Source organism: Nocardioides sambongensis (assembly GCF_006494815.1).
Lineage (GTDB): Bacteria > Actinomycetota > Actinomycetes > Propionibacteriales > Nocardioidaceae > Nocardioides > Nocardioides sambongensis.
The window spans coordinates 1,739,492-1,753,913 of the sequence record NZ_CP041091.1 but is presented as its reverse complement, the minus strand read 5'-3'; the positions used below and the strand labels follow the sequence as shown (position 1 = coordinate 1,753,913).

The window sequence follows — 14,422 nt, the reverse complement described above, 5'->3', positions numbered from 1 at the left end:
CCTCTAGTCTCCCTCCATGGGCGACCACGTGGACCCCAGGAGTTCAGCCGCGCCGACCGCACCCGACACCGGGAGAAGGTCCGTCGCTGCCTGGACGTGTTCGAGCGGATGCTGGCCGAGGCCGCGTTCGACACCGACGACCCGATGACCGGCCTCGAGGTGGAGCTCAACCTGGTCGACGAGGTGGGCGACCCGGCGCTGCGCAACGCCGAGGCCCTGGCGGTGATCGAGGACCCCGACTTCCAGACCGAGCTAGGGCAGTTCAACATCGAGATGAACGTCGCGCCCGGACACCTGCGCGACGGGGGACTCGCCCGTTACGAGGCCGGGCTGCGGCGCAGCCTCAACCAGGCCGAGCAGCGGTCCAGCACGGTCGGCGCGCACCTGGTGATGATCGGCATCCTGCCGACGCTGGACAGCGGGCACCTCGGCAACGAGGTGATCAGCGCGAACCCGCGCTACCGGCTGCTCGGCGAGCAGATCCTCAACGCGCGCGGCGAGGACATCCGCATCGACATCCAGGGCGGCGAGCGGCTGCGCACGACCGCGGACTCGATCATGCCGGAGGCGGCGTGCACCAGCACCCAGCTGCACGTGCAGACCTCCCCGGAGAAGTTCGCCGCCTACTGGAACGCCTCCCAGGCGATCGCCGGCATCCAGCTCGCCCTGGCCGCCAACGCGCCCTACCTGCTCGGTCGACGCCTGTGGGCCGAGACCCGCATCCCGCTCTTCGAGCAGGCCACCGACACCCGCAGCGAGGAGCTCAAGGCGCAGGGGGTGCGGCCCCGGGTGTGGTTCGGCGAGCGGTGGATCACCTCGGTGTTCGACCTGTTCGAGGAGAACGTGCGCTACTTCCCGGCCCTGCTGCCGGTGACCGACGACGAGGACCCGCTCACCGTCCTCGAGGCCGGCGGCACCCCCAACCTCTCCGAGCTGCGCCTGCACAACGGCACCGTCTACCGGTGGAACCGGCCGGTCTACGACATCGCCGGGGGAGTCCCGCACCTACGGGTGGAGAACCGGGTGCTGGCCGCCGGGCCGACCGTGGTGGACACCATCGCGAACGCGGCGTTCTACTTCGGGCTGACCCGGGCGCTCGCGGAGAGCGACCGCCCGCTCTGGTCGCAGATGTCCTTCAGCGCGGCCGAGGAGAACTTCCACGTCGCCGCCCGCGACGGCATCGACGCGCAGGTCTACTGGCCCGGCGTCGGACGGGTCCGCGCCACCGAGCTGGTGCTGCGACGGCTGCTGCCGCTGGCGGCGGAGGGCCTGCACGGCTGGGGCGTCTCCTCGGCCGAGGCCGACCACTACCTCGGGATCATCGAGCAGCGGTGCCTGACCGGGCGCAACGGCGCGGAGTGGTTCGTGCGGCGGATGCGGGAGGTGGGCTCGCCCGACGACGACGCGCAGCGCAGGTTCGCCGCCCTGCGCACGGTGCTGCGCGAGTATCGCCAGGGCATGCACGCCAACCAGCCCGTGCACTCCTGGTGACGCCCGGACGACCCGGCGGCGGGACGGCGGCGGGACCGCGGGGCGGCCTCAGCGCCGCCGGATCGCCCGCTGCCAGGTGCGCCCCACGCCGGTCCTCGGGTCGCGCCACGACCGCCGGGTGACCACCACGAAGCCCAGGTCGGCGCCGAGCTCGCCGGCTGCGGACCCGACCGCGGACGCCCAGGCCAGGTCGTCGTGCCCGTCGCAGACGTAGGGCCGGGTCAGCCACACCAGCGGCACCCGCCCCTCGGCGAGGAACGGCGCGGCCATCGCCTGCACGACCTCCGTGCGCAGGGAGTGGTCCCAGCCGGTGGCGCTGAGCTCGAGACGGCGCTGCTCCACCGGAGACGTCGGGAAGCCCACCACCAGACCCTGCGGATAGCTGCGCCGTGACTCGCTCCGGACGTGGGCCAGCACCGCGTGACGCAGCACCCGCTCCAGCGCGCGCGGGACCGGGTCGGTGATCCGACCTGCAGGGTGAGGCACACCCACCACGGTGCCCCAGCCGGCCGCTCCGCGCCGCACTCCTCCACAGGACGCCGCACCGACCCGGGGCCGGGTCGGTGGGACTAGGTTCGTGCCGTGCACCCGATCATCCACGTGGAGGACCTCCACGCCGCCCGGGGCGCGGGGGCGGTCACGCTCCTCGACGTCCGCTACCGGATGGGAGGCCCGGACGGCCCGCCCGAGTTCGCCGCCGGACACATCCCGGGTGCGCGCTACGTCGACCTCGATGCCGCGCTGGCCGCGCCGGCGGTCCGGATCGACGGACGAACGCCGCGCGGCCGGCACCCGCTGCCCGATCCGGAGGTCTTCGGCGCCGCCATGCGCGCCGCCGGCGTGCACGCCGACGCCCCGGTGGTCGTGTACGACGACTGGTCCGGTCACGCCGCCGCCCGCTGCTGGTGGTTGCTGCGGCACCACGGGCACCCGGACGTCCGGGTGCTCGACGGTGGCTGGGCCGCCTGGACCGCCTCCGGCGGAGGCGTGGAGACCGGAGGACCGGACGACCCGGTCGCCTCCGGTGACTTCGTGGCGCGGCCCGGGGGCATGCCGGTGGTGGAGGCCGACGGGGTCGGCGACCTGCCGGTGCTGCTCGACGCCCGGGCGCCGGCCCGCTACGCCGGGCTCACCGAGCCGCTGGACCCCGTCGCGGGGCACATCCCCGGCGCGCTGAACTTCCCCTCCACCGACAACCTCGACGAGGCCGGGCGGTTCCGCCCGGTCGCACAGCTGCGTGCCGCGTACGCCGACCTCGGCGTCGTACCGGGGGTGGAGGTGGGGGTCTACTGCGGCTCGGGAGTGACGGCCGCGCTCGACGTGCTCGCGCTGGAGCTGATCGGGGTGCGGGCGGCCCTCTACCCGGGGAGCTGGAGCGAGTGGGTGGCCGACCCCGACCGGCCCGCGGTCACTGGTCCCCGCCGCCGAACATGATCTCGTCCCAGCTGGGCACCGACGCCCGACCGCGCTTCTTCTGAACCGGTCGGCGCGGGCGGCCGCGCTGCTCGTCGGCGGTGGGGTCGAGCGCCGGCTCCTCGGAGCCGGGCTCGCTGGGGGCCTCGGCGGCAGGCTGCTCGGGCTGCTCGTGCTCGGGCTGCTGCGGCGCCTCCGCCGGGACGGGCTCGGCGGCAGCGGGCGCGTTCGGTGTGGTCGGGGGTGCGGTGACCAGGTCGATCGCGTCGTCACCGAGCGGCAGATCGCCGGGGATCGCGGAGAGACGACGCTGCCGGGCGGCCTGCAGGTCGTCGCGCGGCGTCTCCGTGGACTCGACCAGGTCACCGACCAGCCAACGGGCGTCGTCGTTGTCGGCCAGCGCGTAGTTGCCGGGCGGGTCGAAGACGAACCGGGCGGTGCCCGACCGCGGGGTCGCGGTGAAGTCCCCGGTCAGCATCCAGCGGCCGGTCTCCTGCCGGAAGGCGTCCCAGACCACCGTGGTCGGGTCCGCACCGACCGCGCGCAGGTGCACGGCCACGGTCTCCCCGAGCACCCGCAGGCCCGACGGCCCGGACTCGCCGGGACCGCGGCGCAGCGAGGCACGCTGGGCGCGCTCGGCGACGTGCTGACGCTCGGCGACCACGGGTACGACGTACGGCATGATCGCCTGCACGGTCGTGCCCGCCGCATCGGCGACCGCCTCCGGCGACTCTCCGGCTCGGATCCGGATCTGGATCTCGCGGGGACGGAGGCTTGAGTTCATCTGGATCTCCAACTGGCCGAGGCGTGAGGTGTCGCCGCGCAGAGCTGCGCGCAGTGCGGGATTGATGTCGAGGGTGAACTCGACGCCCTTCTCGCTCACCAGGAGCAGGCGACGACCGTCCGCCGAGAGACCGGCGAGGGTGAGGTGCGCCATCGGTCTGCTGCCTGCTTCCTGTCCGCGGTGTCGCCACCGCACCCGGCGGATTCCGCCGGTCCGGGTGAGCCTACGCCTCGAACCTCGGCGGATCGTGCGGCGCGCCCGACGCGGGTTGATGTGTCGACATTCGGGCCGTTCCCGGCCGCACGAGGCGGCTGAGTCCCGGCCCGGTCCGGCCCTCACCCCGGGCTCAGCCCCGGCCGGTCACGGGTGCATCCGGCCGCGCAGGTAGACCCAGCGGCCCGCGCGGCGGGTGAACCGGCTGGTCTCGTGCAGGCGGCCGAGCACCGCTCCGCCGGCGCCCAGGTCGGTGCGGTGGTGCGCGACGAACTCCACCACGCCCTTGTCGTCGTCGGCTCCGCCGGCCTCGGTGGCGATCACCTCGAGCCCGGTCCAGGTGGTCGTCGGGTCGTGATCGATCCGGTCCGGTCGGGTGGCCGGGTGCCAGGTGTCGAGCAGGTAGGCGTGGTCACCGACGGCGAACGCGCTGTAGCGTGAGCGCATCAGCTGCTCGGCGGTGGCCGGCGTCGCCCGGTGCGCGTGGAAGGCCTCACAGCAGTCGCGGTAGGTGGCCCCCGACCCGCAGGGGCAGGTCGCCCGGCGTGCCATCGCTCAGAGCTCGCTGACCACGACGTCGAGCTGCGTGCCGCGCCGGCCGGGCGACCCGACCTCGACCGTCCAGCCGAGACGCTCCAGGGTCTCGGCGAGGGCCGCCGGGCTGCGCGGGTCGGCGCCGTCCTCGAGCAGCGCGCGGACGATCCGTCCCTTGGTCGCCTTGTTGAAGTGGCTGACCACCTGCAGGCGGCCGTTGGCCTCGTGCAGCACCCGGACCGTCGCCACGCGCTCGGCGAGCTCGGGGCCGGGGCGCCAGAAGCCGGCGTACATGCTCGACCGGAGGTCGACCAGGAGGCCGCGACCGAGCGCGTCGGTGACCGCCGGGCCGAGCGTCTCGCGCCACAGGCCGGCCACCGACCCGACGCCGGGGACGGTGGCGTCGCCGGAGAGCCGGTAGGCCGGGATCCGGTCGCCGAACCGGACCAGGCCGAACAGGCTGGAGGTGACCGCGACCCGCGTCGCCGCACGCCGCTTGGCGGACGGGGAGAGGGTGGCCACGTCGAGGGCGTCGTAGAGCACGCCGGTGTAGATGCGGTCCGCGCGGGCCGTGGGGGCCTCGGTCAGCAGTGCGTTCCGCTCGACCAGGTCGAGCTGGGTGCGGGAGAGCCCCAGCACGCTCGCCGCGCGGTCCGGGTCGTCGCGGCAGAGGGCGACCAGCGCCCCGAGCATCCGCTCCCGGGACGGCGACAGCCCGGGCAGCGACAGCCCCTCCATCCGCAGGGACGCACCGCGGTTCGGGGCGGACTTGCCTTCGCTCGGCGGCAGCAGGATCAGCACGGAGCCCAAGGATAGGGTCGGGCCCATGCCGAGCAACGTCGCGGTCCGGGTCAGGGCGCGCTCCGAGGTGCTGACCGACGGGCTCCGGCGGATCCGTGAGGAGCTGGAGCTGCCGGGGGAGTTCCCGGGCGAGGTCACCGCCGCCGCCGAGGAGGCGCTGAGGGCGGTCGTGCTGCCGGCGCGGGACGCCACCGACCTGCCGCTGATCACCATCGATCCCGAGGGGTCGATGGACCTCGACCAGGCGTTGCACCTGACCCGCACCGGCGCCGGGTTCCGGGTGCACTACGCGATCGCCGACGTCGCCGCGTTCGTGCCGGCCGGTGGTCCGGTGGACGCGGAGGCACGCACCCGCGGCGAGACCCTCTACGGCGCCGGTGACCGGATCCCACTGCATCCGCCGGCGCTGTCGGAGGGCGGTGCCTCGCTGCTGCCCGAGCAGGTGCGCCCGGCCCTGCTCTGGACCATCGACCTGGACGCCGACGGTGCCACCGCGGCGGTGCACGTGGAGCGCGCCGCGGTGCGCTCCCGCGAGCGGTGGTCCTACGCGGCGGCCCAGCGCGCCGTCGACACCGGGCAGGCGCCGGAGGTGCTCGGGCTGCTGCGGGAGATCGGCCGCCTGCTGATCGCCCAGGAGGCTGCCCGGGGCGGTGTCTCGCTGCCGCTGCCCGAGCAGGAGGTCGAGGAGGACGACCGGGGGCACTTCACTTTGACCTTCCGGGACCCGCTGCCGGTCGAGGAGTGGAACGCCCAGATCTCCCTGCTCACCGGGATGGCCGCGGCCCAGCTGATGCTCCAGGCCGGTGTCGGTCTGCTGCGCACCCTGCCGCCGGCCGACCCCCGCGACGTCGCCCGACTGCGCCGGGTCGCGGCCGGGCTGGGGATCGACTGGCCCGACGATGTCGCCTACCCCGATTTCGTACGACGCCTCGACCCGTCGCAGCCCGCCCACCAGGCGATGACGGTGGCCTGCACCCGGCTGCTCCGGGGCAGCGGTCACGCCGCCTTCGACGGGGCGCCGCCCGACCAGCCGCTGCACGCGGCGATCGCCGCGCCCTATGCGCACGTCACGGCACCCCTGCGTCGGCTCGGCGATCGGTTCGCCGGCGAGGTCTGCCTCGCCGCCTGTGCCGGCACCGAGGTGCCGCCCTGGGTCCGCGAAGCGCTGCCCACGCTCCCGGAGCTGCTGGCCGACTCCGCACGCCGCGCCGGCGCCTACGAGCGGGCGGTGCTGGACCTGATCGAGGCCGGCACCCTGGTCGGCCGGGTCGGAGAGGAGTTCACCGGGGTGATCACCAGCGTCGAGGAGGAGCGGCCCGAGCGCGGAGTCGTCCTGGTCACCGCGATCGGGGTGGAGGCACGGGTCACCTCCGAGCGACCGCTCCCGCTCGGCACCGAGGTCACCGTCCGGCTGGCCGAGGCCGACCCGGCGACCAGGAAGGTGCTGTTCACCCGATGAGAGGGGTCGTGCAGCCCAGTCCTGTACTGGTCACCGGTGGCGTGCGCTCCGGCAAGTCCCGCCACGCTGAGGCTCTGCTGGCCGACGTCGAGGCAGTCACCTACGTCGCCGCCGGACCCACCTACGACGACGCCGACTGGGCCGCCCGGGTGGCCGCGCACCGGGAACGCCGGCCGGCCAGCTGGACCACCGTGGAGACCCTCGACGTCGCAGCTGCGGTGCGCGCGGCCGACCGCGGCGGACGGGCGGTGCTGGTCGACTGCCTCGGCACCTGGATCACCGGGCTGGTCGACCGGGCCGAGGCATGGGAGGCGCCGATCGCAGACGTCGGAGAAGCGGTCGCCACCGAGGCTGCCTCGCTCGTCGGGGCGCTCCGGGAGGCTGCCGTGCCGGTGGTGGTGGTGAGCAACGAGGTCGGTCTCGGGGTGGTGCCCGAGCACCGGTCCGGGCGACTCTTCCGGGACCTGCTCGGCACGGTGAACCAGCAGGTCGGGGCCGCCTGCGCCGAGGTGCACCTGGTGGTCGCCGGACGAGTGCTGCGGATCTGAGCCGCTCCGGGGTCAGAAGGTCGTCGCGCCGACCAGCAGCACCGCGAGCGCCACCTCGACGCAGGCGCCGAACACGTCGCCGGTGACACCGCCGAACCGGCGCACCGCGCGCCGCAGCACCAGGGCGACCGCCAGCGCTGCCACCAGGACGGTGAGCGGTCCGCGCACCGGATCGACGAGCGCCGCAGCGATTCCGATCGCGATCCACCCGAGCAGCGCGACCGCGGCCGGCACGCTCCCGGTGAAGCTGACCCCCAGACCGTCCGGCCGCGCCGGCGGGACGATGCTGGCCGCCGCCAGCCACAGTGCGGCGCGGGAGACGATCACCGCCGCTGCGGCGAGCAGCGCGACGTCGAGATCGCCACTGAGCGCCGCGAACGCCGCGGCCTGGGCGCCGAGCACGACCACCAGTGCGGCGACGCCGGCCGGACCCGCCGTACCGCCCTTCATCACCGCCAGGGAACGCTCGCGGTCGTAGGAGGCGGTCAGCCCGTCCACGGTGTCGGAGAGGCCGTCGAGATGCAGCGCCCGGGAGCCGGCGGCGAGGGCACCGACCGCGACGAAGCCGATCACCAGCGGCGGCAGCCCGAGAGCGTCGCCGCCGCGCAGCACCCCGACCACCAGCGCCGCCAGCGGCACCGCGGCCAGGGGTGCGCAGAGCATCGCGCTGCGCGCCACCGCCGGCGTCAGCCGGAGCACCGCCGGGACCGGGAGGGCGGTCAGCATGCCGACCGCGAGACCGAGACCCCGCAGCGGCGCCGAGTGGCTCATGGTGTCGGCGGCATCAGGTCGGCCAGGAGCGCGACCTCGCGCAGCAGGGCATCGGCCGACCGGAGCACGGGTACGGCGGCGACCGCCCCCGACCCCTCGCCCAGGCGGAGCCCGAGATCGAGCAGCGCCTCGAGGCCGAGCTCCACCAGGGCCAGGGACTGCGCGGGCTCGGTCGAGCGGTGCCCGGCCAGGTACCACGCGGCGGCGCCGGGGGCGATCCGCTCCGCGGTGAGCGCGCAGGCCACCGACATCAGCCCGTCCAGCAGCACCGGTACGCCGCGCTCGGCGGACTCCAGCAGGTAGCCCACCGTCGCCGCGAGGTCGGCGCTGCCGACCGCGGTCAGGGTCTCCACCGGGTCGACGAGCCGGTCGCCGGCCCGGTCCAGGGCCTGCTGCACGACGGCGGTCTTGTGGGCCAGCGCTGCGTCGTCGACGCCGGTGCCCCGGCCGACCACGTCGGCGGCCGGAAGTCCCAGCGCGGCCGCGATCATCGCCGAGGCGGGCGAGGTGTTCCCGATCCCCATGTCGCCGCTGATCAGGACCTGTGCGCCGGCGGCGATCTCGGCTTCCGCGACCTCCCGGCCCGCGGCCAGCGCCTGCGCGGTCTGCTCCGGCGCCAGCGCGTCCTCCAGGTGGATCGCGCCGCTGCTGCGCCGGACCTTGTAGGCACCGACCTCCGCCGGCACCCCGTCGGTGCCGGCCAGGTCGGCATCCACCGCGATGTCCAACACCCGGACCCGCACGTCGTGCGCCGCGGCCAGCGCTGACACCCCGGCCTTGCCGGCCACGAAGGTGCGCACCATCGCGGCAGTGATCTCCGGTGGATAGGCCGACACCCCGTGCCGCGCGACCCCGTGGTCGCCGGCGAAGATCGCCAGCCGCACATCGGTGAGCGGCGGCGGGACGACGGCCCCACGCGCCGCCGCCAGCCACACCCCGAGATCGCCCAGTCGCCCGAGCGCACCGGCCGGCGTGGCCAGGCCGGCCAGCCGCTCCTCGGCGGCGGCCCGGATCGCGGGGTCGGGGGGAGCGAGGGGGGAGGACGCGGTGCTCATGGCTCGAAAACTAGTCCGGGTCGCCGGCGCACCGGGCATCCGCCCCGGTGTCGTCGACGCCGGGACCGCACTAGCCTGCACGCCCGTGGGACATTCCGTGCTCGTCGTACCGGTGCCGGAGCTGGAGCAGGTGGTGCGTGCGCACTGGCAGCGGCACGAGCCGACGTGGGTCTCCGCCGACCCCGGGTTCACCCACGCCCACATCACGGTGCTGGCGCCGTGGCGCGCGGCGCCGACGCCGGGCCAGCTCGACGAGGTCGCGGCGATCGCCGGCACGGTTCCACCGTTCGACTACGACCTGGCCGAGGTGGCCCAGTTCCCGAACGGGACGCTGCACGCCCCTCCGACGCCGGCCGCGCCGTTCCGCACACTGACCGGCGCCGTGCTCACCGCGTTCTCCGACTGCGTCCCCTACGACGGTCAGTTCGGAGCGGTGGACGACCTGGTGCCGCACCTGACCCTGGACCACCGCCTCACCGGTGCCACCGTCGCCTCGGTGCGCGCCGACCTGGCCGACACCCTGCCGCGACGTTGCCGCGCCGAGCGCCTCGAGTGGCACTGGTACGACGAGGGCGGCTGCGCCCTCAAAGGCCGCTGGCCGCTCGGGCGCGGCTCTTGATCGCCTCGATGACGTCGGTCTTGGCGTCGGCGTAGGCGTTCATGTCCGGCCAGTCCTCGGCGATCAGCCGCCGCTTGGTCGACTCGTAGAGGGCCCGGTCGTCGGCGTCGGTGCGCAGCCGGTCGCGCAGCAGGAAGTAGTCGGTCACCGCGGGGTGGTCCGGCTCGAAGACGTGCACGTGCACGTCCCGCTCCGGGGTGCGCACCATCCGGTGCCCTGGCTCGCGGACCCGGAGCGGGTAGCCGGCCTCGACCAGGGGCCCGAGGTAGTCCTCCTCGGCGGTGATGTCGGGGACCGTGACCAGGATGTCGATGATCGGCTTGGCCGCCAGGCCGGGCACCGAGGTCGACCCGATGTGCGCGATGGCGACGGCGGCGTCACCGAGCGCTGTGCCGATCCGGCCTGCGTGCTCGGCGTAGCGGTCGGCCCAGGCGGGGTCGTGGTCGGCGAGCGCGAGGTCGCGTTTCTCGACGCCCCCGATCAGCTCGGTCTCGGTCACGTCGGGGCGGTGCGGGGGTGCGGGCACCGCGCGACGCTAACGCAGCCGCAGCCGCCGCATCCAGCGCAACGAGGTGACGGTCCGCGACACGAAGTCCGCATAGGGCGCGTCGGGCGGCGCCCCGAGCACCTGCTTCTTCAGCGTCGCGACCGTGGTGGGGTAGGTGAACTTCAACAGCCCCTCGTCGCCGTTGCGGACGCCGAGCCCCGACGCCTTGGCGCCACCGGAGGGCGCCGACTTGGTGGCGTAGCCGAGGGCCGCGCTGTCGTTGATGTTCACGTGCCCGGTCTCGAGTCGCTCGGCGATCCGCATCGCGGCCGCCGGGTCGGCGGTCCAGACGCTGGCGTTCAGCCCGTACTCGGTGTCGTTGGCGAGCCGCACCGCCTCCTCCACCCCGGACACCCGGTAGAGGCAGGCGACCGGGCCGAAGGTCTCCTCGTGGTGTACCCGCATCGCCGGGGTGACGTCCGCCAGGACCGTCGGCTCGTAGAAGGTCGGCCCCAGGTCCGGGCGGGCGCGCCCGCCGGTCAGCAGCGTCGCCCCGGCGGCGACGGCCTCGTCGACGTGCGCGGACACCCGGGCGAGGTGGGCCGCGTCGGCCAGAGCACCCATCTCGGTCTCCAGGCCGTAGTCGGCGCCGAGCCGCAGCCGTCGTACCCGGTCCAGGAACCGGGCGCGGAAGTCGTCGTGGACCTCCGCGTGCACCAGCAGGCGCTCCATGTGCAGGCAGAGCTGGCCGGCGTTGCCGAAGACGCCGAGCACGGCACTGGCCACGACGGCGTCCAGGTCGGCGTCGGGCAGCACGATCATCGGGTTCTTGCCGCCCAGCTCGAGGCAGCTGGGCACCATCCGCTCGGCGGCGCGGGCCGCCACCGTGCGGCCGGTGGCCAGCGACCCGGTGAACATCACGAAGTCGGCGGCGTCCACCACGGCGGGTCCGGTCACCGGCCCGTCGTCACACACCAGCTGGACCAGGTCGTGGGGGAGACCCGCCTCGCGGAGCAAGCGCAGCCCCAGCGCCGCCGAGAGCGGCGTGTGCGGGTCGGGCTTCACCACCACGGCGTTGCCGGCCATCAGCGCCGGGACGGCGTCGCAGAAGGCGATCGCGAACGGGAAGTTCCACGGGGAGATCACCCCGACCACGCCGAGCGGCTTGCGCAGCTCGACCGCGCTGGTCACCCCGGGGATCGCGCCGGGGCGCCGGCGCGGCGCCAGCAGTCGCGCGGCGCGGCGCAGGTAGTGGCTGGTGAGGATCGGCAGGTCGCACATCTCCTCGAACGCCATCCGCCGGGCCTTGCCGGTCTCCACCTGGATCACGTCGGCGATCTCCTCGTGGTGGTCGAGCAGCGCGGCGTGGAACCGCTCGAAGACGGCGAGGCGCTCCTTCACCGGGCGCGACGCCCACTCCCGTTGGGCCGCCCGGGCGCGGCCGAACGCCGCGGTCACGTGCGCGGGGCCGGCCCGCGGCACGCGTGCCACCACCTCTCCGGTGAACACCTCGACCACGTCGAAGCGGTCCTCGCGATCACCGTTGAAGAGCGCCGCGAGCGCGGCGAGATCACGGTCGGGCCGGCTCATCGCGGGCCCTCCGCGCCGACCGGATCGCTGAGGATCGTGGTGACCAGGTCCAACAGCTCGGCGACCACCTCGTCGCGCTCCATCGCCGCCGACGAGAGCTCCTGCAGGTCCTGCACCCCCTCGATGTCGCCGAGCACGGCGAACGTGGTGGTCATCGCCTGCGCCAGCCGGAACCGCACCTTCGCCGGCGACCAGTCGGGATGCAGCTCCTGCAGCAGGTCGGTGAAGGTGATCGCCTGCGTCCGGAACCCGTCGACGACCACGCTCAGCGAGGGGTGCCGACTGGTCATGATCTGGCCGATCAGGCGCACCCAGTGCCGCCCGTCGGAGAGCGCCATCGCGGCGACCGGCTCCACGAACGCGCGGGCCAGCGCGCCGGCGGTCAACGCGCCGGGTCGTGCGGCGTCGGCGAGCAGTGCGGTACGACGCGCCGCCACCTCGCCGCTGCGCTCGGTGATCAGGGCGGCGACGAGTGCGTCCTTGGAGCCGAAGTGGTAGTGCACGGACGCCACGTTGGTGCCCGCGGCGGCCATCACCGCCCGCAGCGAGACGGCGTCGATGCCCTTCGCGGCGAAGAGTCGCTCGGCGGCCAGCAGGATCCGGCGGCCGGTGTCCGCGGTGTCGCCGCCGTTGCCGGTGCCGGTGCCCGTGGAGATGGCCGCGGGAGCCTTGTCGCCGGCCATCAGGTCCCCGGTGCGCCGTAGACGGTGACCACGCAGGCGCCGCCCAGGCCGAGGTTGTGGGCCAGCGCGCGGGCGGCGCCGTCGACCTGACGCGGACCGGCGTCGCCGCGCAGCTGCCAGGTCAGCTCGGCGCACTGGGCGAGGCCGGTCGCCCCCAGCGGGTGGCCCTTGGAGATCAGGCCGCCCGAGGGGTTGACCACCCAGCTCCCGCCGTAGCTGGTGACCCCGTCGGCGACCAGCGCACCCGCCTCGCCCGGGTCGCAGAGGCCGAGTGCCTCGTAGGTGATCAGCTCGTTGATCGAGAAGCAGTCGTGCAGCTCGATGACGTCGATCTCCTCGATCCTCACCCCGGCGGCGCCCATCGCCCGGCGCCCGGCCTCCGCGGTCATCGGCGCCCCGACCACGTCGATCATCGAGCGAGAGGAGAAGCCGGCGTCGGTGTCGGTTCTCAGCGCCTGGCCCAGGATCGGCACCGCCCGCGCGGCCAGGCCGTGCGCCGCGACGAACTCCGGGCTCGCGATCACCGCGGCCGCGGCGCCGTCCGACATCGGGGAGCACTGGGACCGGGTCAGCGGCCCGTGCACCGGCTTGTCGGCGAGCACCTGGTCCAGGGTGTAGGCATCGGTGAACTGGGCCAGCGGGTTGCGGGTGGAGTGCTCGTGGTTCTTCACCGCGACCGCGGCGATCTGCTCGACCGTGGTGCCGTAGCGCCGCTGGTGCTCGAGGGCGGCGCTGCCGAAGAACTGGGTGGTCACCGGAGCCGCGGCGAGGCGGTGCTCGGACAGCATCACCTCGAGGTGGTGGTCGATCGTGGTCACCTTCGGCGAGGCCCCGTCGCCGCTCATCGCGGCCCTGGTCATCTGCTCGAACCCGACCGCGAGCACCACGTCGGCCACTCCGGTGGCGACCCACTCCTGCGCCAGCGCGAGCGCGGTGGAGCCGGTGGCACAGTTGTTGTTGACGTTGACCATCGGGATGCCGGTCAGGCCCACGTCGTACAGCACGCGTTGGCCGGCGGCGGAGGGCTGGAACACGTAGCCGACGGCTGCCCGCTGCACCTCGGAATAGTCGATCCCGGCGTCGGTGAGGGCGGCCCGGACCGCCTCGCCCGCCATCTGGGGTAGGTCCAGGGCTCGGTCTCGATCCGGGTGAACCGGGTCATCCCGACGCCGACGACGTACGGCGTCCTCAGGTCGGCCATCAGCGTCCCTCGAAGTTCGGCGTCCGCTTCTCGCGGAACGCGGTGATGCCCTCACGTGCGTCGGCCGACCCGATCACCTCGGTGACCAGTCGGCGTTCGACCGCGCGCGCGGTCTCCTCCTCGAGCCAGCCGGAGGCGATCACGGCGGCCTTGGCGTTGCGGACCGCGAGCGGTCCGTTGGCGGCGACCCGCTCGGCCAGGGCGCGGGCCCGGTCCATCCCGCGACCGTCCTCGACGAGGTGGCCGACCAGGCCGAAGTGGTAGGCCTCCTGCGCGGTGAGCGGCTCGCCGGTCAGGATCATCTCCATCGCCTTCGTGTAGGGGATCTGGCGCTTGAGCCGGACGGTCGACCCGGCTCCGGCGATCAGTCCGATCTTCGCCTCGGGGAGACCGAAGGTGGCGCTCCGCTCGGCGACGCGGATGTCGGTCTGCTGCAGCATCTCGCAGCCACCGCCGAGGCAGGGTCCGTTGACCGCGGCGATCAGGGGCTTGCTGACCGACCGGGTCATCAGCAGCGCCTCGGTGACCTGCACCTTGCGCTCACCCTCGCCGGGCACCCGCACCATCCAGCCGTCGGAGAGGTCGCCACCGACCGAGTAGTCGCTGCCCGCCCCGGTCAGGATCGCGACCCGGATCGCGTCGTTGCGGTCGATCTCGTCCCACGCCTCGTGGAACCCGCGCAGCATCTCCAGGGTGAGCGCGTTCTTGCGCTCGGGGCGGTTCATGGTGAGCACGGCGGTGGGTCCCTCGCGCTCGAACAGCAGGTCGCTCAT

16 protein-coding genes are annotated in these 14,422 nt (G+C 74.2%); 5 read left to right on the top strand and 11 right to left on the bottom strand.

Translation table 11 applies throughout. The features are described from left to right. Positions 1–96 precede the first annotated feature (96 nt). Entirely contained in the window at positions 97–1,491 is a 1,395-nt protein-coding gene (locus FIV43_RS08195; protein ID WP_231123833.1) for a glutamate--cysteine ligase family protein, read from the top strand. A gap of 48 nt (positions 1,492–1,539) precedes the next feature. Here the strand turns inward: FIV43_RS08195 and FIV43_RS08190 are convergent, their stop codons facing one another. Beyond that, on the bottom strand, positions 1,540–1,977 hold the full coding sequence (locus tag FIV43_RS08190; protein ID WP_141013729.1) for a hypothetical protein: 438 nt from the start codon (positions 1,975–1,977) through the stop codon (positions 1,540–1,542). A gap of 96 nt (positions 1,978–2,073) precedes the next feature. Here FIV43_RS08190 and FIV43_RS08185 point away from each other — a divergent pair, with 96 nt between their 5' ends. Next, a complete protein-coding gene (locus FIV43_RS08185; protein ID WP_141013728.1) occupies positions 2,074–2,925 on the top strand; it encodes a sulfurtransferase in 852 nt (283 codons plus the stop codon). Here the strand turns inward: FIV43_RS08185 and sepH are convergent. From sepH to yaaA, 3 genes are all read right to left on the bottom strand, one after another. Then, positions 2,900–3,841, bottom strand: coding sequence for a septation protein SepH (sepH, locus tag FIV43_RS08180; protein ID WP_141013727.1), 942 nt, complete (start codon positions 3,839–3,841; stop codon positions 2,900–2,902). The two genes, FIV43_RS08185 and sepH, sit on opposite strands and share 26 nt — an antisense overlap. Positions 3,842–4,048: 207 nt before the next feature. Next, the gene (locus tag FIV43_RS08175) at positions 4,049–4,453 is read right to left on the bottom strand and encodes a YchJ family protein (protein ID WP_141013726.1); all 405 of its coding nucleotides are present in this window, start codon (positions 4,451–4,453) and stop codon (positions 4,049–4,051) included. Positions 4,454–4,456: 3 nt separating this feature from the next. Beyond that, positions 4,457–5,236 (bottom strand): peroxide stress protein YaaA, encoded by a 780-nt coding sequence (gene yaaA, locus FIV43_RS08170; RefSeq protein WP_141013725.1) that lies wholly within the window; start codon positions 5,234–5,236, stop codon positions 4,457–4,459. Between the two features lie 25 nt (positions 5,237–5,261). Here yaaA and FIV43_RS08165 point away from each other — a divergent pair, with 25 nt between their 5' ends. Then, positions 5,262–6,695: an RNB domain-containing ribonuclease gene (locus tag FIV43_RS08165; protein WP_141013724.1), complete on the top strand. Its 1,434-nt coding sequence runs from the start codon at positions 5,262–5,264 to the stop codon at positions 6,693–6,695. Positions 6,696–6,703: 8 nt separating this feature from the next. After that, complete coding sequence (gene cobU / locus FIV43_RS08160; RefSeq protein WP_231123832.1) at positions 6,704–7,243, top strand: bifunctional adenosylcobinamide kinase/adenosylcobinamide-phosphate guanylyltransferase; 540 nt, start codon at positions 6,704–6,706, stop codon at positions 7,241–7,243. A gap of 12 nt (positions 7,244–7,255) precedes the next feature. On the opposite strand, the gene FIV43_RS08155 is transcribed toward cobU, so the two are convergent. Together FIV43_RS08155 and cobT are read right to left on the bottom strand one after the other, a co-directional pair. Further along, on the bottom strand, positions 7,256–8,014 hold the full coding sequence (locus FIV43_RS08155) for an adenosylcobinamide-GDP ribazoletransferase (protein ID WP_141013722.1): 759 nt from the start codon (positions 8,012–8,014) through the stop codon (positions 7,256–7,258). Continuing rightward, positions 8,011–9,069, bottom strand: a complete 1,059-nt coding sequence (cobT, locus tag FIV43_RS08150) for a nicotinate-nucleotide--dimethylbenzimidazole phosphoribosyltransferase (protein WP_141013721.1) — start codon at positions 9,067–9,069, stop codon at positions 8,011–8,013. Before cobT ends, FIV43_RS08155 begins: the two co-directional genes overlap by 4 nt. An 85-nt stretch (positions 9,070–9,154) precedes the next feature. Between cobT and FIV43_RS08145 the strand changes: the two genes are divergently transcribed. Continuing rightward, positions 9,155–9,688: a 2'-5' RNA ligase family protein gene (locus FIV43_RS08145; RefSeq protein WP_196781014.1), complete on the top strand. Its 534-nt coding sequence runs from the start codon at positions 9,155–9,157 to the stop codon at positions 9,686–9,688. Here the strand turns inward: FIV43_RS08145 and FIV43_RS08140 are convergent. The 5 genes from FIV43_RS08140 to FIV43_RS08120 all read right to left on the bottom strand — a co-directional run bounded on the left by FIV43_RS08140 (position 9,654) and on the right by FIV43_RS08120 (position 14,422). Beyond that, complete coding sequence (locus FIV43_RS08140) at positions 9,654–10,214, bottom strand: GrpB family protein (RefSeq protein WP_141013720.1); 561 nt, start codon at positions 10,212–10,214, stop codon at positions 9,654–9,656. The genes FIV43_RS08145 and FIV43_RS08140 overlap by 35 nt on opposite strands. Positions 10,215–10,223: 9 nt before the next feature. Continuing rightward, positions 10,224–11,765, bottom strand: coding sequence for a succinic semialdehyde dehydrogenase (locus tag FIV43_RS08135; protein WP_141013719.1), 1,542 nt, complete (start codon positions 11,763–11,765; stop codon positions 10,224–10,226). Further along, positions 11,762–12,448, bottom strand: coding sequence for a TetR family transcriptional regulator (locus FIV43_RS08130; protein ID WP_141013718.1), 687 nt, complete (start codon positions 12,446–12,448; stop codon positions 11,762–11,764). Before FIV43_RS08130 ends, FIV43_RS08135 begins: the two co-directional genes overlap by 4 nt. After that, the gene (locus tag FIV43_RS08125; RefSeq protein WP_231123831.1) at positions 12,448–13,563 is read right to left on the bottom strand and encodes a thiolase C-terminal domain-containing protein; all 1,116 of its coding nucleotides are present in this window, start codon (positions 13,561–13,563) and stop codon (positions 12,448–12,450) included. Before FIV43_RS08125 ends, FIV43_RS08130 begins: the two co-directional genes overlap by 1 nt. A gap of 85 nt (positions 13,564–13,648) precedes the next feature. Next, complete coding sequence (locus tag FIV43_RS08120) at positions 13,649–14,422, bottom strand: enoyl-CoA hydratase-related protein (RefSeq protein WP_141013717.1); 774 nt, start codon at positions 14,420–14,422, stop codon at positions 13,649–13,651.